This is a genomic window from Vibrio tarriae (assembly GCF_002216685.1).
GTDB lineage: Bacteria > Pseudomonadota > Gammaproteobacteria > Enterobacterales > Vibrionaceae > Vibrio > Vibrio tarriae.
On the sequence record NZ_CP022353.1, the window covers coordinates 1,954,469 to 1,980,018 of the forward strand.

The 25,550-nt window shown below is 46.6% G+C and carries 23 protein-coding genes, 1 other RNA gene and 1 pseudogene; 13 read left to right on the forward strand and 12 right to left on the reverse strand.

The annotated features are described in order from the left end of the window. The first annotated feature begins 103 nt into the window (after window positions 1-103). On the forward strand, window positions 104-1,414 hold the full coding sequence (locus CEQ48_RS14645; RefSeq protein WP_089071755.1) for a hypothetical protein: 1,311 nt from the start codon (window positions 104-106) through the stop codon (window positions 1,412-1,414). Window positions 1,415-1,607: 193 nt separating this feature from the next. Here CEQ48_RS14645 and grpE read toward each other — a convergent pair whose 3' ends face one another. Further along, window positions 1,608-2,210 carry a nucleotide exchange factor GrpE gene (gene grpE, locus CEQ48_RS14650; RefSeq protein ID WP_089071756.1) on the reverse strand — a complete coding sequence of 201 codons (603 nt, stop codon included), beginning with the start codon at window positions 2,208-2,210 and terminating at the stop codon, window positions 1,608-1,610. A 145-nt stretch (window positions 2,211-2,355) separates the two neighbouring features. Here grpE and nadK point away from each other — a divergent pair, with 145 nt between their 5' ends. From nadK to bamE, 3 genes are all read left to right on the forward strand, one after another. Continuing rightward, window positions 2,356-3,240 carry an NAD(+) kinase gene (gene nadK, locus CEQ48_RS14655; protein ID WP_000742830.1) on the forward strand — a complete coding sequence of 295 codons (885 nt, stop codon included), beginning with the start codon at window positions 2,356-2,358 and terminating at the stop codon, window positions 3,238-3,240. A gap of 129 nt (window positions 3,241-3,369) precedes the next feature. Beyond that, entirely contained in the window at window positions 3,370-5,034 is a 1,665-nt protein-coding gene (recN, locus tag CEQ48_RS14660; RefSeq protein WP_000879550.1) for a DNA repair protein RecN, read from the forward strand. 158 nt (window positions 5,035-5,192) lie between these two features. Beyond that, window positions 5,193-5,552, forward strand: coding sequence for an outer membrane protein assembly factor BamE (bamE, locus tag CEQ48_RS14665; RefSeq protein ID WP_001160907.1), 360 nt, complete (start codon window positions 5,193-5,195; stop codon window positions 5,550-5,552). Between the two features lie 77 nt (window positions 5,553-5,629). On the opposite strand, the gene CEQ48_RS14670 is transcribed toward bamE, so the two are convergent. Next, entirely contained in the window at window positions 5,630-5,935 is a 306-nt protein-coding gene (locus CEQ48_RS14670) for an RnfH family protein (protein ID WP_001929603.1), read from the reverse strand. 2 nt (window positions 5,936-5,937) lie between these two features. Then, complete coding sequence (locus tag CEQ48_RS14675; RefSeq protein WP_089071757.1) at window positions 5,938-6,372, reverse strand: SRPBCC family protein; 435 nt, start codon at window positions 6,370-6,372, stop codon at window positions 5,938-5,940. Window positions 6,373-6,555: 183 nt separating this feature from the next. Between CEQ48_RS14675 and smpB the strand changes: the two genes are divergently transcribed. The 5 genes and pseudogenes from smpB to CEQ48_RS14705 all read left to right on the forward strand — a co-directional run bounded on the left by smpB (window position 6,556) and on the right by CEQ48_RS14705 (window position 10,144). Further along, the gene (gene smpB, locus CEQ48_RS14680; RefSeq protein WP_000162689.1) at window positions 6,556-7,041 is read left to right on the forward strand and encodes an SsrA-binding protein SmpB; all 486 of its coding nucleotides are present in this window, start codon (window positions 6,556-6,558) and stop codon (window positions 7,039-7,041) included. Between the two features lie 68 nt (window positions 7,042-7,109). After that, window positions 7,110-7,476: a transfer-messenger RNA gene (gene ssrA / locus CEQ48_RS14685) on the forward strand. Window positions 7,477-7,659: 183 nt separating this feature from the next. Further along, window positions 7,660-7,920 (forward strand): annotated as a pseudogene (locus CEQ48_RS14690) (Arm DNA-binding domain-containing protein); the annotation flags it as partial. Window positions 7,921-8,318: 398 nt separating this feature from the next. Next, window positions 8,319-9,680, forward strand: a complete 1,362-nt coding sequence (locus CEQ48_RS14700) for a type II toxin-antitoxin system HipA family toxin (RefSeq protein ID WP_198301167.1) — start codon at window positions 8,319-8,321, stop codon at window positions 9,678-9,680. After that, the gene (locus tag CEQ48_RS14705; RefSeq protein WP_198301168.1) at window positions 9,677-10,144 is read left to right on the forward strand and encodes a helix-turn-helix transcriptional regulator; all 468 of its coding nucleotides are present in this window, start codon (window positions 9,677-9,679) and stop codon (window positions 10,142-10,144) included. The genes CEQ48_RS14700 and CEQ48_RS14705 overlap by 4 nt, the downstream gene beginning before the upstream one ends. A gap of 598 nt (window positions 10,145-10,742) precedes the next feature. Here the strand turns inward: CEQ48_RS14705 and CEQ48_RS14715 are convergent. Beyond that, a complete protein-coding gene (locus CEQ48_RS14715; RefSeq protein ID WP_089071761.1) occupies window positions 10,743-13,883 on the reverse strand; it encodes a DEAD/DEAH box helicase in 3,141 nt (1,046 codons plus the stop codon). Between the two features lie 424 nt (window positions 13,884-14,307). Here CEQ48_RS14715 and CEQ48_RS14725 point away from each other — a divergent pair, with 424 nt between their 5' ends. After that, window positions 14,308-14,991 carry a VC0807 family protein gene (locus CEQ48_RS14725; protein ID WP_089071763.1) on the forward strand — a complete coding sequence of 228 codons (684 nt, stop codon included), beginning with the start codon at window positions 14,308-14,310 and terminating at the stop codon, window positions 14,989-14,991. A 68-nt stretch (window positions 14,992-15,059) separates the two neighbouring features. Here CEQ48_RS14725 and CEQ48_RS14730 read toward each other — a convergent pair whose 3' ends face one another. After that, window positions 15,060-16,676, reverse strand: a complete 1,617-nt coding sequence (locus CEQ48_RS14730; protein WP_089071764.1) for an NAD(P)/FAD-dependent oxidoreductase — start codon at window positions 16,674-16,676, stop codon at window positions 15,060-15,062. A gap of 246 nt (window positions 16,677-16,922) precedes the next feature. Here CEQ48_RS14730 and fdxA point away from each other — a divergent pair, with 246 nt between their 5' ends. Then, window positions 16,923-17,246 (forward strand): ferredoxin FdxA, encoded by a 324-nt coding sequence (gene fdxA, locus CEQ48_RS14735; protein WP_000896327.1) that lies wholly within the window; start codon window positions 16,923-16,925, stop codon window positions 17,244-17,246. Window positions 17,247-17,393: 147 nt separating this feature from the next. Here fdxA and CEQ48_RS14740 read toward each other — a convergent pair whose 3' ends face one another. The 7 genes from CEQ48_RS14740 to citC form a co-directional block, all read right to left on the reverse strand. After that, window positions 17,394-18,128, reverse strand: coding sequence for an RNA methyltransferase (locus CEQ48_RS14740; RefSeq protein ID WP_198301169.1), 735 nt, complete (start codon window positions 18,126-18,128; stop codon window positions 17,394-17,396). Between the two features lie 167 nt (window positions 18,129-18,295). After that, a complete protein-coding gene (citG, locus tag CEQ48_RS14745) occupies window positions 18,296-19,237 on the reverse strand; it encodes a triphosphoribosyl-dephospho-CoA synthase CitG (RefSeq protein WP_055027516.1) in 942 nt (313 codons plus the stop codon). Beyond that, window positions 19,215-19,751: a citrate lyase holo-[acyl-carrier protein] synthase gene (gene citX / locus CEQ48_RS14750; protein WP_055027517.1), complete on the reverse strand. Its 537-nt coding sequence runs from the start codon at window positions 19,749-19,751 to the stop codon at window positions 19,215-19,217. The genes citG and citX overlap by 23 nt, the downstream gene beginning before the upstream one ends. Then, window positions 19,748-21,277, reverse strand: a complete 1,530-nt coding sequence (gene citF, locus CEQ48_RS14755) for a citrate lyase subunit alpha (protein WP_000026592.1) — start codon at window positions 21,275-21,277, stop codon at window positions 19,748-19,750. The genes citX and citF overlap by 4 nt, the downstream gene beginning before the upstream one ends. Window positions 21,278-21,287: 10 nt before the next feature. Next, window positions 21,288-22,163, reverse strand: a complete 876-nt coding sequence (gene citE / locus CEQ48_RS14760) for a citrate (pro-3S)-lyase subunit beta (protein WP_000164132.1) — start codon at window positions 22,161-22,163, stop codon at window positions 21,288-21,290. Further along, window positions 22,160-22,456: a citrate lyase acyl carrier protein gene (citD, locus tag CEQ48_RS14765; RefSeq protein ID WP_089071767.1), complete on the reverse strand. Its 297-nt coding sequence runs from the start codon at window positions 22,454-22,456 to the stop codon at window positions 22,160-22,162. The genes citE and citD overlap by 4 nt, the downstream gene beginning before the upstream one ends. A 51-nt stretch (window positions 22,457-22,507) precedes the next feature. Further along, on the reverse strand, window positions 22,508-23,563 hold the full coding sequence (gene citC / locus CEQ48_RS14770) for a [citrate (pro-3S)-lyase] ligase (protein WP_181710968.1): 1,056 nt from the start codon (window positions 23,561-23,563) through the stop codon (window positions 22,508-22,510). 276 nt (window positions 23,564-23,839) lie between these two features. Between citC and citS the strand changes: the two genes are divergently transcribed. Beyond that, window positions 23,840-25,186 (forward strand): citrate/sodium symporter CitS, encoded by a 1,347-nt coding sequence (gene citS / locus CEQ48_RS14775; protein ID WP_089071769.1) that lies wholly within the window; start codon window positions 23,840-23,842, stop codon window positions 25,184-25,186. 90 nt (window positions 25,187-25,276) lie between these two features. Further along, window positions 25,277-25,549: an OadG family protein gene (locus tag CEQ48_RS14780; protein WP_032470114.1), complete on the forward strand. Its 273-nt coding sequence runs from the start codon at window positions 25,277-25,279 to the stop codon at window positions 25,547-25,549. The last annotated feature ends 1 nt before the right edge of the window (window position 25,550 follow it).

The window sequence follows — 25,550 nt, forward strand, 5'->3', positions numbered from 1 at the left end:
TATATTGAAGAGACAGAATGTTATGTTATAACATGACACTATGTCAATCATGATACATATCAACTTGATGAATAGTTATTTAACTAACAGAAAGGAATACTCGATGAAATTTAGCCCAATGCAAAAGATGCAACACATGCCGATTTGGCTCATAACTCTGGCCGCAATTGGCGGATGCCAAGAGGGAAGTAATAGTGTAGATGCAACACAAGCAACAAAACCCGGCTCAGGGGCAGTATCTGCACCCGTTGTAGAGAAAAAGATAAACATGAGTCGATTCGCCATCAACGAATTCAATACCAACAGCATTTATGTGATGGATGGTTCAACTCTCGATACGTTGGCACAATTTACGATACAAAATAAACCGTCGGGACTAAAAACCAGCCCTGATGGTCGCTACGCTTTAGCCCTTCAACGAAATTTCGATTTAGTCGAAATCATTGATGGCGGTATCTACGCCGAAGCACATGGCGATCACTTCCACGTACACTCCCAACCGCCGGTATTACTTTCTAGCAATTATCAAGGACCGAAACCTACACATTATGATCTTGCAAGTAGTAGTGTGGCGCTCTTTTGGGATGGAAATCAGACACAAAATGCCAGTTTCAGTGTTCTAACCGATGCGACGATAGCCAACGCAACTCAAGTGGCGCGTTACACATTCGATTATCCGGTTCACGGTACAGCGCAGATTTTTGGTGACCATGTTTTTACTGGGATTGTCGACAGCACCACCCCGGAACCTCTGCCGAATAAAGTGGTGGCACTTGAATTACATGGCGATCATTTCCATGAATTGAGCGCAGCCACTGATCTCTGCCCTGAGCTGCACGGCAGTGCGCAAGCAAAAACCTACTTAGGTTTTGGATGTGATGATGGCGTGATGATAGTGAATAATCCAGACACTACACCGCAATTTACCAAACTGCCGAACCCAGCAAGTTTGGAAGTAGACACTCGCATTGGAACCGTAATCGGCTTCCCTTCCGCTGACCAACTGCTATTTGTTACCTCTAAACTTCAAGCATTTTATCTCTCTCAAGGTCAACTCAAAGAGGTAACGTGGAAATCATCCGCGGATGAAAGATCCCTAGCTTACTATGCAACCCAGGATAAGCTCATCATCGTCAGCTCTACCGGTGCACTGAAAGTGTTTAATGCCGCGACTAATTTCACTCAGATCCACAGCATCAAATTATGGGACACAGTACCAACGCTCGCCAACGGACAACGCATCCAGCTAGCGGAGGATAAACGTACAGGTAATATTATCGTTACAAACCCAGCCAACAGTACCTTGTTAGAGGTGACCGTCAGCTCAACACCAAGTATCAAAGAGCATCAATTGAGCTTTGTTCCTGGTTCTATCACTTGGCTTGGAACAACTAAAGAAGATCATCAACATTAATTTAAGCCATACCCCTTGCGACAGCTTGTTCGGTTTGGGTACGCCTAATTAACAAATTAAATGGCTGAAAAAACAAAGGGCTTACATTTACGTAAGCCCTTAATTTTTAAAAGAAGGATTCAACGATTTTGCCAAACCACCATGAAGCATGGCCACATGTTCGCCAAAATCCGTGTACAGAACAAGATTGAACTTACTTAGACACCATCACCATGGCAGGGCGCAATACGCGGCCATTCAGTTCATAGCCTTTTTGCATCACAAACATCACCGTATTTGGCTCATACTCGGCGCTTTCTTGAATCGACATCGCTTGGTGGAATTCAGGGTTAAACGCTTCACCGTGCGGGTTAATCTCTTTCAAGCCGAACTTAGCAATCGTATCAACGAAAGTTTTGTGCGTCAGTTCTACACCTTCCAGCAGAGGTTTGATCGCTTCAACTTCACCATCGGCGGCTTGAATCGCACGCTCAAGGTTATCAATCACTGGCAGCAGCTCTTCAGCAAAGCGGCTCAGCGCAAATTTACGTGCTTTATCCACTTCCTGCTCGCTACGGCGACGCATGTTTTCGACTTCCGCGCGGGCACGCAGTACGCTGTCTTGCTGCTCTTTCACGCGCTCTTCGCTCACAAGCAGCGCCGCTTCTAACTGAGCAATTTTCGCTTCTTTCTCATCGATTTCGTCAGCGGCTTGGTTCCAGTCGATATCGGCATCTGTTCCTACAACTTCAGCTTCAGTCTCAACCGCGTCTTGTTGCAGCTGCTCGTCTTTGTTCTTGATCTCTTCGTTGCTCATGATATCTCCAAAATTCACTTCATACTGGTCAGGAGAAATCGTCTAATCGTCGATTTCCCAACACAAAAATTCGCATAAAAGCACAACTTGCCCTTATTATGGGGACGATGAATTCTGATTCAAGCCTAAATCGGTTGGAAACCTTATGAAAAAGCCGTTCAACGTTCTTGCCATCATTGGAAAACCGCGCGATCAACAAGCCATTCAAACTCATAAAGAGATTTACCACTGGCTAAGATCGCTCGGATATACCGTGTTTATCGATGATCGTTTACGGGAAATTCTGACCGATTTACCCACCGAACATTTTGCAAGCCTGATTGAACTGGGCAAAAAAGCCGATTTGGCGATTGTGGTCGGTGGCGATGGCAACATGCTTGGTGCTGCGCGCGTGTTGTCCCGCTTTGATATCAGTGTGATCGGGGTTAATCGTGGCAATTTAGGCTTTTTGACCGATTTAAACCCAGAAGATTTCCAACAGCGCTTACAAGAAGTGTTGGATGGTCACTATTTGCAAGAAACTCGCTTTTTGCTTGAAGCGGAAATCCATCGCCACGGTCAAGTGAAAAGCCATAATGCCGCCTTGAATGAAGCCGTGCTTCATCCAGGAAAAATAGCGCATATGATTGAATTTGAAGTCTATATTGATGATAACTTTGCTTTCTCTCAGCGCTCCGATGGGTTAATTGTCTCAACCCCAACCGGCTCGACTGCTTATTCACTTTCCGGCGGAGGCCCGATCCTCTCGCCAAGCCTGAATGCCATTACTTTAGTGCCTATGTTTCCGCATACCCTCTCCTGCCGCCCATTAGTGGTGGGCGGAAATCAACGCATTAAACTGGTGGTTTCCCCTGAAAACCGCGGCACTCAAGAAGTGAGCTGTGATGGACAAGTCTCATTACCTGTGTCGCCTGGTGATGAAATCCACATCTATCAAAGCCCCAATGTGCTGAAACTTATCCACCCTCAAGACTACAGTTACTACCACGTACTGCGCACTAAGCTTGGCTGGTCGAGCAAACTGTTTTGATTTCGTTCACAGATTTTGCTCATAGAGCGTAAAAGTGACCAAAAAATTTTACCTGAGTGACTTTACTGTATAAAGAAACAGTATAAACTGTTTAAACATACAGTATTGGTTAATCATACAGGTGCAAACATGCTGGCTCACTTAAGTATCAATAACTTCGCTATCGTAAAGTCACTACAACTCGAATTATCAAAAGGAATGACCACCATCACCGGTGAAACTGGTGCTGGTAAATCCATTGCGATTGATGCTTTAGGTTTATGTCTCGGTGGTCGAGCCGAAGCCAGCATGGTGCGTCAAGGTGAAGATAAAACCGAAGTCAGCGCCGCCTTTCATCTGGATAACAATCTGCTCGCCAGCCGTTGGTTAGAAGATAATGAACTGCTTGAAGGCAAAGAGTGCATTCTGCGCCGAATCATCACCAAAGATGGGCGCTCTAAAGCCTTTATTAATGGCAGCCCAGTTCCGCTCTCTCAACTCAAAACATTGGGGCAACTGCTGATCAATGTGCATGGTCAACACGCACATCAGCAACTGATGAAACCGGAATATCAACTCAGCATGCTTGATCAATACGCAGGTCATGCAGACTTGCTCAAAGCCACGCGTCACGCCTATCAAAATTGGCGTCAAGCGAGCAATCAACTCAAACAGCTGCGCGAAAATAGCCAACAAAATCAGGCACAGTTACAACTTTTAGAATACCAAATCAAAGAGCTCAACGAATTGGCTCTCGGTGAGGATGAGTTTGTCGAGCTAGAACAAGAGCATAAACGCTTAGCCAATAGCGGCGATCTGGCACTCAACTGCCAACGCGCGATTGAACTGCTCAATGAAGGGGAAGAAGTAAACGCCTTAGGCCTTTTACAAAGTGTTAGCCATACGCTGATTGATCTGGCTGAAATGGATAGCAAACTGACAGCGCTCCCTTCTATGGTGGCCGAGGCGCTGATTCAGCTTGAAGAGACTTACCATGAACTACGCAACTATTTGGATTCGATTGATGTCGACCCTGAACGCATGGCGTATGTAGAAGAGCGCTACTCGAAAGTAATGTCGCTCGCGCGTAAACATCATGTACTGCCAGAAGAGCTGTATCAGCATCACCAAGCGCTCTTGCAGCAAATTGCTCAGCTAGATTGTTCTGACGAGAAAATGTCAGCACTCGCGAGTGAAGTCGACGTGCTCTACCAAACCTTTGTTGCGGCCGCTGACAAACTGCACAAATCTCGTGTTCGCTATGCCAAAGAATTGGATAAATTGATTAGCCAAAGCATGCATGAGCTGAGCATGGAAAAAGCGCAATTCAAAATCGAAGTGCTGCAAGACAGCGCGCACTCATCGCCATTAGGTTTTGATGCCGTGACTTTCTTAGTCTCGACGAACCCGGGTCAACCGCTGCAACCCATCGCCAAAGTGGCCTCTGGTGGTGAACTATCACGTATGTCATTGGCGATCCAAGTGATTACTGCGCAGAAGGTCGATACTCCAAGCCTGATTTTCGATGAAGTTGACGTGGGTATTTCAGGGCCAACAGCAGCCGTGGTCGGTAAACTGTTACGTAAGTTGGGCGAGTCGACTCAAGTACTGTGTGTCACCCACTTACCACAAGTGGCAGGTTGTGGACACCATCAACTGTTTGTCGCCAAACAGACCAAAGCAGGCAAAACCGAAACGCAAATGCTCAAATTGGATCAGGAACAGCGCATTGCTGAACTGGCACGCTTACTCGGAGGGAGCCAAATTACCGAATCCACGCTCGCGAATGCTAAAGAGCTATTAATCGCAGCCTAATTTCATATCGCATCACTGGATTTTTTGTTCAGCTTTGCAACCAAACTCAAAATTCACAGTCTCAATAGGCTCAGAGCACGATCGAGGTTTTTACATCTGCTCTGAGCTTGTTTATTATCAGCCAAGTTTTTAGCCCTGAGGGACAGAGAGTTTTAACAATGCAGTTTACTAAGTGGTTCATCGCCCTTCCCCTTGCCGTCACCGCCTTATCCGGCTGCTCTTTATTAGAGCGCTTGGTGTATCGAATCGATATCAATCAGGGTAACTATGTTGATCAACAATCCGTTGATCAGCTCAAGTTTGGCATGAGCAAAGATCAAGTTCGTTTTGTTCTCGGCTCACCTATGTTGGTTGAAAATGGCTACCCAGATACTTGGTATTACATTTACCACCACACCCAAGGCCATAACGATCCGGTACAAAAGAACCTGATCGTGAAATTTAACGATGGTGGCAAGCTCGTGAATGTCGCGGGAGATTTCCCTGCTGGCGATTCTTTCTTCGAAGGCGTCAACTAAGCGCACTTTGCTGATTAAAAAAGAAAAGGCTTTCACAAGCCTTTTCTTTTTTTGGTGTTGATTCTTCAGCCGTCACATTAACTTTGATTAGCAGCAGCTTTGGCTTGTTCCGCACGCTTACGGCGAATCTCTTTCGGGTCAGCCAATAATGGGCGATAAATCTCAATCCGATCTTTATCTCGCACCTTAGCATCCAACTTCACATTCCGGCTGAAAATGCCCACCTTATTGACCGTCAGATCAATCTCAGGATACATCTGCAAAATGCCTGAGGTACGGATGATCTCTTCCACCGTTGCCGATTGCTCAACCACCAGCTTGAGTACACGCTGCTCATGCGGTAACGCATACACCACTTCAACATGAATCATTTCACTGCTCATCATCACTCTCCATACACCTGTTTTGCTCGGCGAGTAAACGCATTCACCATATTGCCGGTCAATTCATTAAAAATTTTGCCAAACGCCAACTCAATCATCTTGCTGGAAAACTCAAACTCCAAACGCAGCTCAACTTTACACGCGGCTTCATCCAACGGAGTGAAAAACCATCCACCGCGTAGCGTTTTAAAAGGCCCATCCACCAAGCTCATGGCAATCGACACCCCGGGCGTCAATTGATTCGAAGTGGTAAACGTCTTACTGATCCCCGCTTTTGAAACATCCACCGATGCCACCATATGTGCCTCACTCTGCTCCAGCACACGAGAACCCGAACAACCGGGCAAAAACTCAGGATAGCGCGCCACATCATTGACCAAATGAAACATCTGCTCTGCACTAAACGAGACCAAGGCAGAACGACTCACTTGTTTCATTTTCACTCCTTACCACGACTCAAACAGCTTGGGAAAACGGATTGTACTTTCATCCCCCCAGCACCTCAAGCCATCAGGCTCGCACAACACAATACAGCGCTTGAGTCATCGCGCAGATAACCGTATGCTACGGCAAACAAAAGCGTTTCCTAACCGCTGACCAATCCGTATAATGCGCCCACTATGACAAAAAAGAAAACCAATACCAAAGCGGGTAGCAACACTATCGCGCTGAACAAAAAAGCTCGCCACGAATACTTCATCGAAGATGAATTTGAAGCTGGCATGGAGCTACAAGGCTGGGAAGTCAAATCACTTCGCCAAGGTAAAGCCAACATTGCAGAAAGCTACGTCTACATCAAAGATGGCGAAGCGTTCATTTCCGGTATGACTATCATTCCGTTGCAGCAAGCCTCCACTCACGTGGTAGCCAACCCTACCCGTATCCGCAAGCTGCTACTTTCACGCCGCGAGCTGGACAACCTGTTTGGCCGTATCAACCGTGAAGGGATGACACTAACCGCATTGTCACTCTACTGGTCTCGTTCGTGGGTCAAAATCAAAATTGGCGTTGCGAAAGGTAAGAAACTGCACGACAAACGTGAAGATCTGAAAGAAAAAGAGTGGCAACGCCAAAAAGATCGAGTGATGAAGAGCGCGTTGCGCTAATAGTAACCACTTGAAAAATGGGAGCTAGACAGAAGCACTTATTCTGGTACTATGCACCCGTTACCTCTGGGGCTGATTCAGGATTCGACGGGAATTTTGCAGTCTGAGGTGCATGCCGAGGTGCGGTAGGCCTCGTTAACAAACCGCAAAAAAATAGTCGCAAACGACGAAAACTACGCACTAGCAGCTTAATACCCTGCTCAGAGCCCTTCCTCCCTAGCTTCCGCTTGTAAGACGGGGAAATCAGGAAGGTCAAACCAAATCAAGCTGGCGTGGATTCCCCCACCTGAGGGATGAAGCGCGAGATCCAATTCAGGTTAGCCATTCGTTAGCGTGTCGGTTCGCAGGCGGTGGTGAAATTAAAGATCGACTAAGCATGTAGTACCAAAGATGAATGGTTTTCGGACGGGGGTTCAACTCCCCCCAGCTCCACCAATCACTAGTAACGGGACGTCTCAGGACGTCCCGTTTTCTTTTCTAAACCCTTGTCCTATCTAGCTTTAAGTGGTTCAGGGCGTCTCATCGAGATTCACTTAATCTCAGTCATTTAGTAACATTCTGCGTAACACTAACCAATAACAACACAAATTGGTGTTACATCAGAAAGGAACCATTAAAATGGCTAAGCAAATCAAGCCCTTATCACCAACTCAAGTAACCAAAGCTAAGCCCTTAGAAAAAGAATATTCGCTTGCCGATGGCAACGGTCTGTACTTACGTATAAAGCCGAATGGCGCAAAACTTTGGATTTTCAACTACATCCACCCAGTAACTAAAAAACGCAAGAACATCAGCCTTGGTGCTTTTCCTGACATTACTCTCGCATCTGCGAGAGAGAAAACAAGAGAAATGCGCCAACATGTCGCTGAAGGTATTGATCACCTTGTGAATAAGGCACTAGGAATTATGAACAGATTCATCATCTATCTGCACAGCCAGCAACACTTTTACGCGCATTAAAGTGTATAAACTGTATTTTTGTATGTAGCAGCCATTCTCAATCTCCTCATTCACTTTGTTCATTTAAGGCAACTGTTCATTTATTACGAACAACCTGCATCACTGAACAAACAATTAACGCCCCGCTCCCTATCGCAGCTTTACATAGCTAAAACAATCCATCCTGTTCATCAACAAATTTTGACTCACAAGTCATGAGTAATAATTTACTCATAAATAGTATCCATACACATTAATGAGTAATTTTTTACTCACAACTTGAAATAAAATGGCTTTAAGAGTAAAGTTTTACTCATTGATAAGTAGAGGTGTTGTCGATGGAAGAGCTAACCGTACAAGCTTTTATCAGAGGTGAATGGATAGATATTGGTATCATCTCATTCCCTAAAAGTAGCCAACATAATTTCCGAGTGACTGAACTCAACTACCTCAGCGACTATGCGCTAGAACATTACGATAAAGATGACTTTCACGCTGTTTCACTAAACCACCCTGTCTCATTCTTTTTTGATGACATGGGTAAGCCTAGATGGTTAAAGTTTCTAGACGATATTATGCCTAGTGGCGCTAGTAGACGATACTGGGTCAAACACCTAGATATTGAAGATCTTAGTTCTGATGAACAAGACTATGTTTTGCTCAAGTTTGGCACGATGTCGCCTATTGGTAACTTAAGAATAAAAGACTCCCTTCCTGAACGCTACGAAGTCGCAGACAACCTCTACTTCTCTGTTGATGATGTTAAAAATCGAGCTGGTGATTTCCTCGACTACGCACAACAAAGAGGGGCAGCCGCAGGTGGTGCAACTGGGGCTGGAGGTGAAGCGCCAAAACTGATCCTCCGATGTAGTTTCGATCATGGATCTGGCAGCGAAAAAATATGGATTGATCCATACCAAGATGACAATAGCAACCACGACTTACATTACTTAGTAAAGTACCCTAGAGGCTCAAGAAGCACCATCGACTGTAATATTCTAAGAGCTGAGTTCTACTTCTACCACGAGCTAACTGAAATGGGAGTTGAAACGATCTCCACCGACGGTATGCGCTTGGAGGAAGGATTAAACTACCCTTCCTTATGGCTTCCTCGATTTGATGTTCAAATTATTGATCAACAAATAGAGAGATTTGGCATGGAATCTGTGTATTCCATTTTGAACAAAGGCGCTGGGGTCACTCTTGATCACGAAACAACAATCCGAACTCTCATAGAAAAAATTACTGAAAGTAATATGGTTAAACACCAAGGGTATAGGTTCGATACCCAAGCTTTCGTTATTGAATGGGTGAAGAGAGATCTACTCAACATCTTGTTTGGTAATAGTGATAACCATGGCAGAAATACTTCATTCTTAAAGGGTGATGGAGTCATAAAGCTTGCTCCCATTTACGATTTCGCACCAATGAAAGCCGATCCTGCAGGAATTCCAAGAACAACAAAATGGAAAGCCCCACTAGAGGTTGGTGGAACTTACGACTTTGTCGGCATTGCAGACACCTTATCTGATCTGGTGCCAAAGGAAGTGTTATTAAAAGAGCTAGCAATTACTGCAAGTAAATGCGTAGGCCTAAAGCAGAGACTCGCTTTACGAGGAGTACCAGAACAAATCTTGGAGATGCCAGCCGTTGGACTTAATTATTTATCAGAAAAGCTCACTAAATGGGGGCTACTATGAAGCCAAGCAATAAAGAGTCCGTACAAGATACGATAGCTCGTCTAAGAGCAAACCGAAATCAACAGCAGCCCAAGGTTGGGAAGAATGCAACTCATTCGATCAAAGAGCAAACACCACTCGATACTCCAACGAGATCGAAAGCCTCAAAAAACGCCAAAGCAGTAAGTGCAGCAGAGCGCAAAACCGAGGCAAACAAAATCATCAGACACTTGTTGCTTGGAGAGCTAACACAGGGCCAAGCGCTGAAAAGTCTACGCATTAATATACTGGGACTCAAACAGGATGTATTCGCAAGACTTGTCGATGTCTCAAGAAAAACACTCTCAGACATAGAGAATGATCGGGGCAGCTACAATACAGAGATTCTCAACAAGGTATTCAAACCATTTAGCTTAAAAATCGGGCTACTGCCTTCTTCTCCCGATGCGTTAAAATCGCTCTTAATGGATGGTGAGGATGGGTAAATTGCTCCATGTCAGCTCTATTTATTTAGATTGAATTGCGATAACAAGCTAGCATTTTTAAATGATTTAGGAATACATGGACGCGGGTTCAGTTCCTTTTGAAGCAGGAAATTGATGTAACATCCTATGCAACACCAAATTGGTAACATCGATATAAGTCACTGAATTTATGAAAAATGATAAACCACTTCAACGCCCCCAGCCCACCAAATCATAGTTTAAAGACGTCTCCGGACGTCTTTTTTCTTATCTGAAACATCAAAAAATCAATCACTTAGCATTTATGGCTATTCCATGACAGCTTTGATTTTTAGGTACACTAAAAGGTACACTGATTTTATCGTGTTAGTCTGGTGTACCCATCATTGCAAAAAAACATAAGCAAGCGATCTCACTGCCAATTGCACACCGCCGGCTAACTCTCCAACTTCGCGCCAGAGTGGGTATTTGAGCGCTTGACTGACCGAGTGATACCAATCAGAAATTTGCTTTTGAAATGAATCCGACAAGCTATTTTGCTCATCTTGATCTAAATGATATTTGAACTTGGATGAACCTCGTTTGGTAATTCTAATCAATGACTCAATCAATATGACAGTTATCCGATAGCTAACTTAGCCGCTTGTTGCCACATAAAGTGAGGCATAGGCTCTCTCAACTGCCAAGTAATGCTCATCGGTTGTGAACCTGTATGCGATACATAGTCCACTTCACCATAATTAACAAAACCCATAGTGCGACCGTATTCATCTTTGGTTCGTTCACGCACAAATAAAAACAGACGCTTACTCATTGTTTGATGCAGGATGTACTCCAAACCGCGCCCTCTATCAGGTCTTGCACTGTTTTGCGACTGCCAGTGAAAGAGGTGTTCGTTTATCGCGTAATCGTGATACATAGTGGTTGGCGAAAATTGCTTTTCATTTTTGTCTAAAGTGACAAACATCAGTTCAATATTTTGATCCTTGAGCACAAACACACCTTCGCGTGCTGGCGGCTGGAGCTCAAACGTGGTCGCACCAAATGCTACCAATATTTGCTCACGTGCATAACGCGCATGCAGCCTCAATGAAACCTCAGGCAAAGCCTGCATTGCTGGTTGTTCATGCTTGATTTGAGCGTTCTGCCAGTTAACAACGTCCAATAGTTCTGCTTTTAACTCGCAGGCATTCAGTTTTGCTAAGCTCTGCTCAATCGAATCAAAACAACATTCAGGTCCCGTTTTCTGCCAGAAATCGTAATGACACATCAAAGCATAACGATGACTCGAATCTTCTATTGCGAAGTTGTTATGGCAAAGCTGTTTTAAGAAACTTAAATAGGCATGATCATCGCAGGTTAAAATTCGGTTATGAATGGACTTTCTAAGCATTTTCAACAGTTCTTCTTCAACTGAATTTTCGTTGATTTCATCTTTAGCTTGCTGAACTAGCTGCGACCAACTCCCTCGCTTATAAAGCTCATTCAAGTCGATGTGAGGATTTAAAGTTAAGAAATTCGACAACGTTAACGGCAGTGTGGAATGCTGAGGATATTGGCGGATCATCGCGACTAGGCGTTTCAACGTTAATGAGGCTTGACGAATATTGCTCAGTACCATTTCTTGAGTGCGCTTACTCAACTCAATGCGGCAACCCAGTGGCGCGTGGGGGAACCCTTGTTTAATCTCTTCACTGATCGCGCGATGACTTTTACCCACTAAAGCCCTAAATTTATTGGCAAAATCATATTCAGGGCGTGAATTGCCAACAAAATCCAACACGGTACAGCACTCTTTTCCGTCAGCTAAACGCAAACCTCGGCCAAGCTGTTGCAAGAAAATCGTGAGGCTTTCTGTCGGGCGCAAAAACAATAACGTATCGACTTCGGGAATATCGACACCTTCATTGAAGATATCGACCACACAAAGCACGTTTATGTCGCCAGAACGAATGGCCTGCTGCTTTTGTTGCCGCTCGTGGGAGTTATCACTGGTCAACACATCCGTTTTAATGCCTTTTAATAAGAGTTGCTGCGTCATGTACTGGGCATGCTCTTTACTCACACAAAAAGCTAGCGCTTTCATTTTGCTAATATCTGTCAGGATTTCCTGCATACTGAGTAAGATTTTGTTAAAACGAACTTGGTTGTGAGTATAAAGGTTGGTTAGTTGCCCAATATCATAGCGTCCACGGCTCCAAGGAATGGTACGAAGGTCGGTATCATCATCGATACCAAAATACTGAAATGGGCAAAGGTGACGACGATTAATGGCTTCCGGCAAACGGATCTCAGCGGCAATCACACCACCAAAGTCCGCTAAAATATCACCGCCATCATGACGCTCTGGTGTTGCAGTCAAGCCGAGCAATATATTGGGGGAAAAATGCTCCAGCAGCGCGCGATAGCTAGTCGCAGCAATATGATGCACCTCATCAATCACAATGTAGTCATAATAGTCAGCGGTTAGATTAAGCTGATCCAGCTGATTGTTCATGGTTTGGATAGAAACAAACAGTTGTCGATAGTGCTCTGGGGTATGTCCGCCAACCCAAAGTTCACCAAATGCACCATTACGCAATACCCCACGATACGCAGATCTGGCTTGTTTTAATATTTCTTCTCGGTGAGCGACAAACAAGAAATTAGCTTGCGGCTTTGCTTTAATAAAACGAGCAAAATCAAAAGCTGAAATCAAGGTTTTTCCGGTGCCAGTTGCCGCAACCACTAAATTGCGAAATCGTTGGTGAACACTACGCTCTACAGCCAATTGCTCCAATATGTCACTCTGGTGCGGAAACGGCGAAATATCAAAGAAATGCGTGGGACTAGCCTCAAAATCTCTGCGCTGCTGGTTCAAGGCTTTTTTGAGCTTTTCACTGCTTTTCGCATCACCATTGAAATGTTCAAAATCATGAGAAGCCCAATAGGTTTCAAAGGTGCTCAATGATTTATTGATAATGTGTGGGATTTCTTGCGAAGTAATTTTTAAATTCCACTCTAAGCCATTGGTTAACGCCGAATGGGAAAGATTGGAAGATCCGATATAACCAGTGTGATAACCCGTGTTGCGTAAAAATAGATAGCTCTTTGCATGTAAACGTTCACGCTCAGTGTTGTAACTCAGCTTCACTTCGGTATTAGGTAAGCTCGCCAGATATTCTACCGCTTTAGCATCTGTCGCCCCCATATATGAGGTAGTAATGATTTTTAGCTCGCGGCCACTAGACGTAAACTCTTCTAATTCTTTACGAAAAATCCGTATTCCTGCCCACTTAATAAATGACACTAACCAGTAAATCTTATCCGCAGACAGAATCTCTCGCTTCAATTCAGATTCAAGCGACAATCCAGCATTACTGCCACAAAACAGCTCGCTTTGGCTTAAGCCTGTTAACGGAAAAATGTCGTTAATATAATTTTTTAAATCGGCTGAGACAGGATTTTCGAGCTCATAGAGCGCGGTCAGAATTTTACCCTGACTGGCAAGCAAATTGTCTTCGATAAAATCGTTATCTTGAATTTGTGTTTTTAGCCACAGTAACAATTGATTGGATAAAGCAATTTGCTGTTGCAGACGATCATCACTTGAGGGGACAGACTCAATCGCATACTCAAGAATGTGTGATAGGAAACGAGATAACCACGTCGATGCTTCACTACTATTGAGCTCACGTTCACCGACATAGAATCGCTCTCGGTCAATGCGACTCTCGATAAGCTGCGTTATAAGCTGCTCATAAATTCCGACTTGTTGCATGCTACTCCTTTATTCTCAAAGCTGAATTAACATCAATATTGATTAATATTACGCCTTTCCATTAATCCATTTTGTGTTTTTACATTTCTGCTAGGTTGTATTTATCTCATGTTTTCAATGATCTCTACGCATTAGCCTCGCTAGCTTAACTCATTCAGCAACAGATCCACGAATACCAAATCAATCACACAATGTTTTGGCTTAGCAATGTCCATTCTTATCTCTGAGTGGCTTTCATAAACAACTGTGTTTGAACATAGTCAACCAGCTTATCAACCAAGAATTATGGAACTAGATGATTTTCCCTCTATCGTAAACCTGCCCAACACCTGCTTACAATTAACCCAACCCGCCGCCATCAATGGGCTTGAGTCAAACCGCTTCATTCGTATACTGTGCGCTCAATCACTAGGAAGTTGTTTGTATGAAATCCAACCAAAGCTTACTCAGTAATGTTCTGATCAACATTGTTATTCCAGTGGTGATTTTGAGCAAAATGAGCGGTGAAGATAACCTTGGCCCAACGTGGGCATTGGTGGCCGCGTTAGCCTTTCCCCTGCTGTTTGGGGTTTACAGCTTTATTCAAGAGCGCAAAGTCAATTTTTACTCAGCGCTCGGCATGATTAGCGTGTTGCTCACCGGTGGCATTGGCCTGCTGCAACTCGACCCTGCTTATATTGCGATTAAAGAAGCGGCGATTCCGGGGCTGATTTTTGTGATTCTGGTGGTCAGTAATCTGATTGGTTATCCGCTAGTGCGTAAAATGCTGCTCAATGAAGATATTGTCGATCACGACAAGCTACACAGCGCGTTAAGCACGCCAGAGAAGAAGGCGGAATTTGAGCGTCGGCTGAATGTCAGCTCTTATCTGATTGCGTTCTCGTTTTTTGTTTCAGCCGTGCTCAACTATGGCTTGGCAAAGTGGATTGTCAAAAGCCCTGCGGGTACGGAAGCGTTTAACGAAGAGATCGGTAAAATGACGGCGCTGAGCTTTCCGGTGATTTCACTGCCGGTGACGATTTTGATGATGGGCGCGCTGTTCTATCTGTTTAGAAGCCTTTCCAGCATCACAGGTCATAAGATGGAAGATTTTCTGCGCAGCAAGTAATCGCTTCGCTTTAATCCATCAAGATCAAAAAAGGGCTCAACTGAGCCCTTTAGTTTTATTTGTAAGTCTTACTCGCCTGCGAACTGCGCCATCATGTCGCGTGCGACTGCTTCCGCGACTTTGATGCCGTCAATCCCTGCTGACAAAATGCCGCCCGCATAACCGGCGCCTTCACCGGCTGGGTAGAAGCCTTTCAGGTTGATGCTTTGGAAATCTTTGCCGCGCTTGATGCACACCGGAGATGAAGTACGCGTTTCCACGCCAGTCAGCAAGCCATCTTCAGAAGCAAAGCCTTTGATTTGGCGATCAAACTCAGGGATCGCTTCACGAATCGCTTCTACAGCAAAGGCAGGCAGCGCTTTGGAAAGGTCGGTAAGCTTGATGCCCGGAGTGAAAGAAGGCTGTACATCGCCCAGTTCACTTGGGTTACGGCCTTTCAGGAAATCACCGATTTTCTGCGCAGGCGCATCATAAGTTTCGCCGCCCAGTTTATAAGCGTTAGCTTCCAGTTCACGTTGCAGACGAATGCCCGCCAGCGGATCGCCTGGGTAATCTTGCTCTGGCGAAATGCCCACCACAATTGCGCTGTTGGCGTTACGTTCGGCACGCGAATATTGGCTCATGCCGTTGGTGACGACTCGACCTTCTTCAGAGGTTGCTGCCACTACCGTGCCACCCGGACACATACAGAAGCTGTACACGGTGCGGCCATTTTTACAATGGTGTACCAGTTTGTAGTCTGCCGCGCCCAAAATCGGGTGCCCCGCACTTGGACCAAAGCGCGCTTCATCAATCATGGATTGCTTGTGTTCAATGCGGAAACCGACTGAGAATGGCTTGGCTTCCATGTACACACCACACGCATGCAGCATCTCAAAGGTATCACGCGCACTGTGGCCGACCGCGAGCACCACGTGACGAGATTGGATCTCTTCGCCGTTGGAGAGTGTCACGCCGGTGATTTGCCCATCTTGCATGTGGATATCGTCAACGCGGGTGCTAAAACGAATTTCACCACCCAATTCGATGATTTTCGCGCGCATTTTTTCAATCATGGTCACCAGTTTAAAGGTGCCGATGTGCGGCTTACTCACATACAAAATCTCTTCTGGCGCGCCCGCTTCAACAAACTCGGTGATCACTTTACGGCCGTAGAAGTTAGGATCTTTCACTTGGCTGTACAACTTACCATCGGAAAACGTACCTGCACCACCTTCACCAAACTGCACGTTCGATTCGGTATTCAAAGTACGCTTACGCCAAAATCCGAAGGTATCTTTGGTACGCTCACGCACCTCTTTGCCGCGCTCAACGATGATCGGGTTAAAGCCCATTTGCGCCAGCACTAAGCCAGCAAACAGGCCACAAGGACCAAAACCAATCACCAGTGGACGCTCAGGTAGGTTCTCAGGTGCTTTGGCGACAAATTTGTAGGACATATCCGGCGTTGGGCGCACGTGCTGATCTTTGCTGAACTTGGCGAGCAGTTTTTCTGGGTTCGCCACTTCCACATCAACGGTGTAAATCAGTTGGATATCGCTTTTTTTACGAGCATCGTAGCCACGTCTAAACAGAGTGAAAGAGAGGACTTGCTGAGCAGGAATTTTCAACTTGGCAGCAATGGCATCAAGCAGCGCGCCTTCCTCATGGTTGAGAGGCAGCTTAAGTTCAGTTAAACGTATCATGGGATGTCTCGTGGGTCATGGGTGTCTTAGCCTCACCACTGGCGTGGCGGCTCACAATGGCGCGCATTTTACGAGAATTCGCCTCCACTGTCATATTAAAAGCTTTGTCTTAAGATTCGGGCAGGAAACGCCCACCATCGAAACGGCTTGGGTTGAATTTTAGCGGCGGCGCAGTATCATCCCCGTTCTTGATTTTTGCGTACACTGTAGGTGTGCGAAACGGCTAACTAGATAGAGCGAATTGTCATGGCTTTTGTCGTCACCGATAACTGTATCCAATGTAAATACACCGACTGTGTGGCGGTATGCCCCGCGGATGCGTTCCATGAAGGGCCGAACTTTATGGTGATCAACCCGATTGAGTGCATCGACTGTGGGCTGTGTGTGCCGGAATGTACCGCGCAAGCCATTTTTCAGGAAGACGAATTGGTGGGTGACCAACGGATTTTTATCGAGCTCAACGCCGAGTTGGCGGAGCATTGGCCAAATCTGACCGAAGTGAAGCCGGCGATGGAAGACGCCGCAAAGTGGGATGGTGTGCCGAACAAACTGGATATGCTGGAGAAGTAAAACCAGCCGCGAGCTTGAGCGCGCAATCCCTTAAGACCGCATTACCTTAAGACCATAGCGCCTTAAGACAAAAAGCCTAGAGATGAAAAAAGCGTCGGATGATCCGACGCTTTTTTGTTTTAGGTATATTCGTTTTAGGTAAATGTATTAACTATGCTGACGGCGAATATTATCGATAATGATCCCCGTTGCCATCGCGACATTGAGTGATTCAGCTCCACCAAAGGCTGGTATGGTGATCTTATCCGTCACGTACTGCGCCGCTTGCTCGCGAATACCGTGAGATTCACTGCCCATCAGCAAAATTCCTTCCGCTTTAAAGGCGGTTTGATGCACGCTCACCCCTTCCAAAAATGCACCGTACACTGGCAAATTCGCCTTGGCTAGGTAGTCAGGTAAATCCACTTGGCTGACTTGCACGCGGCCAAAACTGCCCATCGTGGCGCTGATGGTTTTCGGGTTATACGGGTCGGCGCAATCTTGGCTGGCGATGATGTGCGAAATGCCATACCAATCCGCCACACGAATAATGGTGCCCAAATTACCGGGATCGGAAACGCCATCCAACGCAATCATCAACCCTTGTGCTTTAGGCACCTCAATATGTGGGATCGCCACCACCGCAATCGCGGCGTTGTTGCTCACCAAGGTGCTGACTTTGGTTAAATCATCCAAGGTTGCCTCAATACTCTCGAAACCGGCTAAGGCTTGTGCGTGCTCGGCGAGAAACTCGGCGGTCGCAAAAATGTGTTGTACGTTCAGCGTGCTGTTGGTCAGCTCTAGGACGTTTTTCTCGCCCTGAACCAGAAATAAGCCGTGCGCTTTGCGCTGTTTCTTCTGCCCTAAAGCGCGAATTAATTTGAGTTGGGTTTTCGAAATCATGGTGCTGTCCGAGATAAATGCCGGCGAATTATAGTGCAAAGCCCTCACGAGCTAAAGGGGCGCGTAAGGGAACCAACCAGTGGGTACAGCAAAACATGTGGGATATTCAGTGGGATCAAAAACGCCCTGCTTTTAACAGGGCGTAGCTCAGAAATGAGCGAGAGAGATCAATGGCGCACTTTAAATAGCTGCACTAACTCGTTAATAAGCCAAGTGGCGGCCAGTAAATCTGCGCTACCGCCGGGGCTTAAATGTTTTTCAATCAGCGCACTATCGAGCGCCGTAAGAGCTTGTTCGATTTCTTGATACAAGAAACCGCCTTTGCCGAGCAGTTGCTGGGCTTGTTCTTGCACAAAACGTAGCCCTTCTAAGCCACCCCGGGCGGCGAGGTTACTGTCGTTATTATTGGCCATCAGCACCAATAAGGTATGCCACAAGGCTTGCTCGGTGCTTGCCCCTTGGTTTAAACAGGTTTGATAGGCTGGCAGCGCATGTCGCATCACCATCGCAAGGCCAGAAGCGGCTTCTCCACGTGCACCGGTTAAACCGTATTGGCGATAAATCCGCTCGCCTGCGGTTTCAGGAGACGATTCACGCTTCGCTTTTAGCTCATCGATAACCAAAAACTGGCACGCTTGACGAATGGTTTCGCCAATATGCTGCGCATCGATTTTGAGTTGATTGGCTTTGAGCCATCCTACCGAGCCACAAATGAGCCCCAAAATAAAAATCATCCCTTTATGGGTATTCACCCCTTGAGTCGCTGCAAACATAGCTTGCTCAGCTTCTATGCCAATGGGTCGCAACGCAGTCAACAACTGGGCGGCTGGATTTCCCGCACACTCCCAACCTGCACTGACAAAAGATTGTAGATATGGCGCAATCGCCTCGGCACTGGCGATAAAAGTGTTGAGATCCATATCGCGGTGTGCACCATTATTGGCGGTATCCACCAAACCCGGTTTAGGGGTGAGATGCACCTCCAACATCATGGCATGGTAGGCCAGATGCCCCACTAAGCGGGGCAAGCTGAAGGTTTTCTCGCCGCAAGCCGTTGAGGCTTGGCTGGGGAGTTCGAACAGAAGATCAAGCGCAGCAGGTATAGTCATGAGTCATCTCCTCAATTTTCGCCAGCAAAGCCTCGACACTGTGCTGCCGCGAGCGAGCACAGATCACGGCATCTCGTTCACACAGCAGGCAGCGCCGTCTTGGCAGCTGCGCACCTTGGCGCGAGATAATATGTCCATCGACATCAAGTACATCCAGATCCATCAGTCGCCCCAGCGGGTGTTCGCGTTCAATCTTCATCATGGCTTTTTTCAGCATGCTGGCTGACGGAGCCTGAATCACCACAAAGGCTTCCGGTCCGGTTTTTTCCACCAACAACTGACAAGCCACTTGCCGCCAGCCCGTTTTCTGACAGAGCTCTTGAATGGCACGAATACCTGCATCCATCACGGTTTGGCTCGCTGGGCACAGTTTTACTGCGCCCGGCATGTTAACCGTGAAAGAAACCAGAGGCAGTGAATGGCGTTTTAGCCACTCACTTTGCTGCCGAACCCGCACTTCTTTACGCAGAAGTAACTGGTCCAGACTGACTGAAAGATCCGGATGGTAACTCATAGGCTTTTTACCTGTTTGATGACATCAATGATCGAACCGTCACGGTAGTGAACAAAGGCAACGGTTTTGTCTTCAAATTGCAACGCTTGCGGTTTGCCCGTCAGCAACTCGGCGCGCTGTTGCAACGCTTCAATCTCCACCACTGGCAGTTGCGCCGCGATGAAACGCTCTTTCAACTCGGGACGACTCGGGTTGACCGCGATACCTTGATCCGTCACCAGCACATCGATGGTGGACCCTGGTGTGATGACGTTGGTGACTTTGTCGACCACGGTCGGAATGCGGCCACGCACCAAAGGCGCCACAATGATGGACAAACTTGCCGCGGCCGCCGTGTCACAGTGGCCGCCAGAAGCGCCGCGAATTACCCCATCAGATCCAGTAATGACGTTGACGTTAAACTGGGTATCAATTTCCAGTGCGCTTAGGATAACCACATCCAGTCGATCCACCGCCGCCCCTTTCGAGCTTGGGTTGGCGTACTCGTTAGCGGAAATTTCCAGATGATGCGGATTGCGCGCTAACGAACCCGCCGCCACGGAATCGAAACACTGCACATCGAGCAAATAATCAATCAGCCCCTGCTCATGCATTTCCACCATGGTTGCGGTAATGCCACCTAGGGCGAAAGAAGCGCGAATGTCTTGGCGCAGCATCTTCTCTTTCAAAAAGCGCGCAACCGCGAGCGATGCACCACCCGAGCCTGTCTGCATCGAAAATCCATCATAGAAATAGCCCGAATGTTCGATGACTTCTGCGGCATGTTTGGCAATGAGCAGCTCGCGCGGGTTAGTGGTCATTCGCGTGGCATCCCCACCGATTTTGCTTGGATCGCCCACTTCCGCCACTTCCACCACCGCATCAACACGGTCTTGAGTAATAGATGCAGGGAAATTCGGGAAGCCGACGATCGCTTCAGTCAGCATCACCACTTTTTCAGCGTGCTCGGCATCGACTTTGGCATAGCCAAGTGAACCGCAATTGGATTTGCCTTTAAAACCGTTGGCGTTACCAAACTCATCACAACAAGGCACACCAATAAACGCCATGTCGATGTACAGCTCACCACTTTGGATTAGATGTACACGACCACCGTGCGAGTGAATATGTACTGGTTCATCAAGCAGGCCGTTAGAAATGCTGTCGGCTAACGCTCCGCGGATCCCTGAGGTGTAAATCTTGCTCACTACGCCGTTTTTGATGTGTTCAATCAAAGGCGAGTGACAAGACGTGAGCGAGCTTGAGGCGAGCGTGAGGTTTTTAATCCCCAGTTCAGCAATCACCTCCATCACCAGATTGACGGTTTTATCACCGCCACGAAACGCATGGTGGAAAGAGATGGTCATGCCATCTTTTAAGCCAAGATCGACAATCGCTTCACGGATCGAACTTTTCACCTTACGGCTTTTTTTGGTTGGCTCATCCAGCAGATGCGGCGTGATCGCGTGCGCTTGGGTGTAAGGTGTCAACGCGTAGCGTTCCACTTCCAGCACAGACAGAGGGTTATTTAATGTATTGATACTCATGAGATGACCTTTAGTGTTTGATGCCGGATTCAGCACGTTGCAGTGTCCAACGTGCGCGTTCGATGATGGGTCCATCGACCATTTTGCCGTTGAGAGAAACCACGCCCAGCCCTTTCGCAGCCGCTTCTTCTGCCGCTTCAATCACCGCGATGGCGTGATCGACCTCTTTTTGCGTTGGGGCAAACACGTTGTGCAGCAGGTCAATCTGGCGCGGGTTAATCAGTGACTTGCCATCAAAACCAAGCTGCTTGATGTGCTCCGCTTCACGCAGGAATCCCTCTTCGTTATTGGCATCGGAATACACGGTATCAAACGCCATGATCCCTGCTGCACGCGCCGCTTGCAAAATCGAGCAGCGCGCAAACAGCAGCTCAATCCCTTCCGCTGAACGCTGCGTACGTAAATCACGCACATAGTCTTCCGCACCGAGCGCAATCCCAATCAGGCGGCGTGAGCTAAAAGCAATCTCGACCGCATTGTTAATGCCTTGCGCGGTTTCAATCGCGGCCAGCATGCGCGTGCTGCCCACTTCACGTCCGCATTCACGTTCGATCTGTTCGATGACTTTTTCCATCTCAATCACATCGTTCGCGTTATCGGTTTTCGGCAGACGTACCACTTTGGCTCCGCCGCGCACCACGGCATTGAGATCTTTGATACCGAATTCAGAATCGAGCGGATTGACCCGCACCACGGTTTCTATCTCTTGATACATAGGGTGTTGAAGCGCATGGAACACCAACATCCGCGCGGTGTCTTTTTCACGCAGCGCGACCGAGTCTTCCAGATCGAACATGATCGAATCCGGTTGATAAATAAAGGTATTGCTGAGCATGGCGGCATTCGCGCCCGGCACAAATAACATACTGCGACGAAGTTTGGTCATGATAGCTGGCTCCATTCAATGTTCTGAACATCACAAGCGCGCATCACTGCGGCCTGTACGCGCGCGCGGATCACACAATCCAGCGCGCCTTTGTCTTCGATGGTGACCAGAGCATCGTGCACCTCCATCGCTTCGAGGGTGTGCAGTACGACCTGACGAATCGCATGACCAAATTGCTGCTCTACGGTACTGTCTAACACCAGTTCAATACCGCCATCGTTATTGGGTTCAATCCGAACCTGAAGATCACTGGATTCCAGTGTTCCCGCAAAGGCGGGATGGGCAATTTTCATGGGTACAACCTTGTTAATGAGTTATTGGATAAAACAATGTCAACACTGTGCTCATACTGCTAACAGTTGTGGAGCTGCCTGTAGCGAATGTTCCACATAGTGCTGACAAAGGTAGGAATAGGTCGTTTTCGGCACGAGATCCGCAATCGCGGCAACGCCAAATTGTTTGAGCAAGTAACGCACGCGCGATGCTGAAATCGGCTGCGAAGCTTGCTGACTACGCTCAATTTCCACCACGGTGATCGGGGCACTTAAATCGTGCTCTTCTTCCAACCAGCGGCGCATCGCTTGGTTGTAGTGACGCGTCACCGTACAAATCGGCTCACTGCCAACAAAACGATGAGTAATACCAAGGGCTGGCGCGATTGAATGGCGGAATATACTTAAATCCAGCGCTGTATGTGATTGATTCACGACTTGCTGATCTTTAATAAAATAACTGGGGAAGGTCGCGCGTGAAATAATATAATCTGAGCCAGAATGAATAGTTAAATTCAATAAATGCTTACTACCCGCCTTAATCATGGCCATGCGATCAGCGTAAGAAAAATCTTTATTCTCTGCTTTCACGACAAATAAATGCACCCAATCACATTGCTCACAGGCTTGTTCAATTAAATATTGATGACCTAAAGTAAATGGATTCGCATTCATCACAATGCTGCCAATCTTACGGCCAGACATTTTTAATAACTGCAACTGCTTGCAATAAACTGAAAGGCGGTTTGGGCTATTTTCTAATAAAGCAATATGAGGTTCTACTTTATCAACCAAGAAGAAACCACACTGTCTGAATAAATCAATATTTTCTGGTTTAGTAAACAGAAATAATGAAAATCGCCCCATTTCATAAGCGAAGTTAGTTAATTCCGTCATCAGTTTGAGCGCAAAACCAGTACCTTGCAGCGCAGGAGAAACCGCAATGGATTTCAACACATGCCCAGCAATTCCACCGCAAGCGATGATTTGGCTTGTGCCATAAGCCACTACAAAATGTTCGACATCCTCATCTACCGTGAGCTGATGTTGGCAAAGGAACTCTTTAATCTGCAATAGCTTGGTTTTATTCTTGGTTGAAACTCGCGAGAAGGTATAAATATCCACCATGGTCGGCTTCCTCACCTATTTTTTCTGGCTTTATTATCTAAATTCAGACGAAAAGGTTTAATGAAGGCAATCACTTTATTTCCCGCCGTTAACGCTCTTTATGGTTTTAATGAATTTAATTCCTATCTCATTGATTTTATACACCATTTTAAATTTAAATCATAAAAACCATTGAGATTTTAAAAGCCACTGGTTTGAATGACTATTTTCACAATTATTAATGGATATTTTATTTAATGTAGTAAACGTCTTAATAACCTCATTGGACATGGAATTATGAACGAGAAAACTCTACATTTAGATAAAAAGTCCGCAACAGTAGGTGGATTTAATCTAAGCCAAACCAAAATATTTGGCACCCCACTCCCTTTATTTTTATTTTTACTGGTCACTGTATTAGCCGCTCATTTTACTGACACTTTACCTAGCGGTCTGGTTGGTGGTTTTGCTTTTATGTTTGTCATCGGCGCGATATTTGGCGAAGTCGGCAAACGTCTACCGATTTTTAATAAATACATCGGCGGTGCGCCGGTAATGATTTTCTTGGTTGCCGCTTGGTTCGTCCATATGGGCTGGCTCAGTGACCGAGAAATCAAAACCGTGACCGAAGTGATGGATAAGAGCAAGTTCTTGGATCTGTTCATCGCAGTGCTGATCACTGGTTCTATTCTGGCGGTCAACCGTAAACTGCTGATCCGTTCTCTGGCTGGCTACATTCCAACCATTCTCGCCGCGGTTGCTGGTGCAGCAATGTTTGGTATCGCTATCGGCCTAGTATTTGGAATCTCTCCGGATCGCATCATGATGCTGTACGTGCTACCGATTATGGGTGGTGGTAATGGTGCGGGCGCTATCCCTCTTTCCGAAATTTATGAATCGGTCACGGGTGGATCTAAAGAGCAGTACTACTCGGTTGCAATCGCGATTCTGACCATTGCCAACATTGTCGCCATCGTCGCCGCAGCGGTGATCAATATCATCGGCGAAAAAATGCCTTCACTGACTGGTAATGGTGAGCTGGTACGTCGCACCAAGCTGGATGTGAGCGAAGAAGCGAAAACCCTCAACGTCACTCACCGTGAAATTGCTATCGGCTTGATGTTGGCAGCCTGTGTGTACACCTTCTCTTATGCGCTATCGAAAGAGATTCTGCCTGGTTTTGGCACCATCCAAATCCACACCTTTGCTTACATGGTGGTGATCATCGCCATCCTTAACGCGGCGGGTTTGTGCAGTGATGAAATCAAAGAAGGTGCGAAACGTCTGTCGAATTTCTTCTCAAAACAGATGCTGTGGCTATTGATGGTCGGCGTTGGTATTGCTTACACCGATCTGGCTGAAATCATCAACGCACTCACTTTTGCTAACGTGATCATTGCTAGTGTGATTGTACTTGGTGCGATTGTCGGTGCGGCATTAGGTGGCTGGGCAATGGGCTTCTACCCTGTTGAAGCTTCTATCACTGCAGGCCTATGTATGGCGAACCGCGGTGGTTCAGGTGACCTTGAAGTGCTTGCAGCTTCTAACCGTATGAGCTTGCTCTCTTACGCACAAATCTCTTCACGTCTGGGTGGTGGCATTGTGCTCGTTATCGCCAGCGTGGTGTTCGGTATGTTTGTTTAACCCCCCTGCTCCTTGGGATTATTTGGCGCGCTTAGCGCGCCTCTTTTTTTATCTCCGTTTTCAACCCTGTTTTTACCACTGGAAGTGACCATGCAATCAACCTCACTGTTCCTCGAAGGGATTAATTTACTGACGCTGGGGATGGGCTTTGTGTTCATCTTTCTGATTTTCTTGGTGTATGCCACCCGTTCGATGTCGCATTTGATTGTGCGTTTTGCCCCGCCTGAAGTGCCAGCCAAAACCACCAACAAAAAAGCCTCGGCCAACAAGGCCAAACCAAACCTAGACAAAAACCCAGGTGAATTGCTCGCGGTGCTCACTGCCGCCGTCCATCACCATAAAACACAACAAAAACTATCTTAAG

Bases quoted from the DNA above. Each gene is read 5' to 3' on its own strand.
- CEQ48_RS14645 (WP_089071755.1), top strand. From the start codon at position 104: ATGAAATTTAGCCCAATGCAAAAGATGCAACACATGCCGATTTGGCTC.
- grpE (WP_089071756.1), bottom strand. From the start codon at position 2,210: ATGAGCAACGAAGAGATCAAGAACAAAGACGAGCAGCTGCAACAAGAC.
- nadK (WP_000742830.1), top strand. From the start codon at position 2,356: ATGAAAAAGCCGTTCAACGTTCTTGCCATCATTGGAAAACCGCGCGAT.
- recN (WP_000879550.1), top strand. From the start codon at position 3,370: ATGCTGGCTCACTTAAGTATCAATAACTTCGCTATCGTAAAGTCACTA.
- bamE (WP_001160907.1), top strand. From the start codon at position 5,193: ATGCAGTTTACTAAGTGGTTCATCGCCCTTCCCCTTGCCGTCACCGCC.
- CEQ48_RS14670 (WP_001929603.1), bottom strand. From the start codon at position 5,935: ATGAGCAGTGAAATGATTCATGTTGAAGTGGTGTATGCGTTACCGCAT.
- CEQ48_RS14675 (WP_089071757.1), bottom strand. From the start codon at position 6,372: ATGAAACAAGTGAGTCGTTCTGCCTTGGTCTCGTTTAGTGCAGAGCAG.
- smpB (WP_000162689.1), top strand. From the start codon at position 6,556: ATGACAAAAAAGAAAACCAATACCAAAGCGGGTAGCAACACTATCGCG.
- CEQ48_RS14700 (WP_198301167.1), top strand. From the start codon at position 8,319: ATGGAAGAGCTAACCGTACAAGCTTTTATCAGAGGTGAATGGATAGAT.
- CEQ48_RS14705 (WP_198301168.1), top strand. From the start codon at position 9,677: ATGAAGCCAAGCAATAAAGAGTCCGTACAAGATACGATAGCTCGTCTA.
- CEQ48_RS14715 (WP_089071761.1), bottom strand. From the start codon at position 13,883: ATGCAACAAGTCGGAATTTATGAGCAGCTTATAACGCAGCTTATCGAG.
- CEQ48_RS14725 (WP_089071763.1), top strand. From the start codon at position 14,308: ATGAAATCCAACCAAAGCTTACTCAGTAATGTTCTGATCAACATTGTT.
- CEQ48_RS14730 (WP_089071764.1), bottom strand. From the start codon at position 16,676: ATGATACGTTTAACTGAACTTAAGCTGCCTCTCAACCATGAGGAAGGC.
- fdxA (WP_000896327.1), top strand. From the start codon at position 16,923: ATGGCTTTTGTCGTCACCGATAACTGTATCCAATGTAAATACACCGAC.
- CEQ48_RS14740 (WP_198301169.1), bottom strand. From the start codon at position 18,128: ATGATTTCGAAAACCCAACTCAAATTAATTCGCGCTTTAGGGCAGAAG.
- citG (WP_055027516.1), bottom strand. From the start codon at position 19,237: ATGACTATACCTGCTGCGCTTGATCTTCTGTTCGAACTCCCCAGCCAA.
- citX (WP_055027517.1), bottom strand. From the start codon at position 19,751: ATGAGTTACCATCCGGATCTTTCAGTCAGTCTGGACCAGTTACTTCTG.
- citF (WP_000026592.1), bottom strand. From the start codon at position 21,277: ATGAGTATCAATACATTAAATAACCCTCTGTCTGTGCTGGAAGTGGAA.
- citE (WP_000164132.1), bottom strand. From the start codon at position 22,163: ATGACCAAACTTCGTCGCAGTATGTTATTTGTGCCGGGCGCGAATGCC.
- citD (WP_089071767.1), bottom strand. From the start codon at position 22,456: ATGAAAATTGCCCATCCCGCCTTTGCGGGAACACTGGAATCCAGTGAT.
- citC (WP_181710968.1), bottom strand. From the start codon at position 23,563: ATGGTGGATATTTATACCTTCTCGCGAGTTTCAACCAAGAATAAAACC.
- citS (WP_089071769.1), top strand. From the start codon at position 23,840: ATGAACGAGAAAACTCTACATTTAGATAAAAAGTCCGCAACAGTAGGT.
- CEQ48_RS14780 (WP_032470114.1), top strand. From the start codon at position 25,277: ATGCAATCAACCTCACTGTTCCTCGAAGGGATTAATTTACTGACGCTG.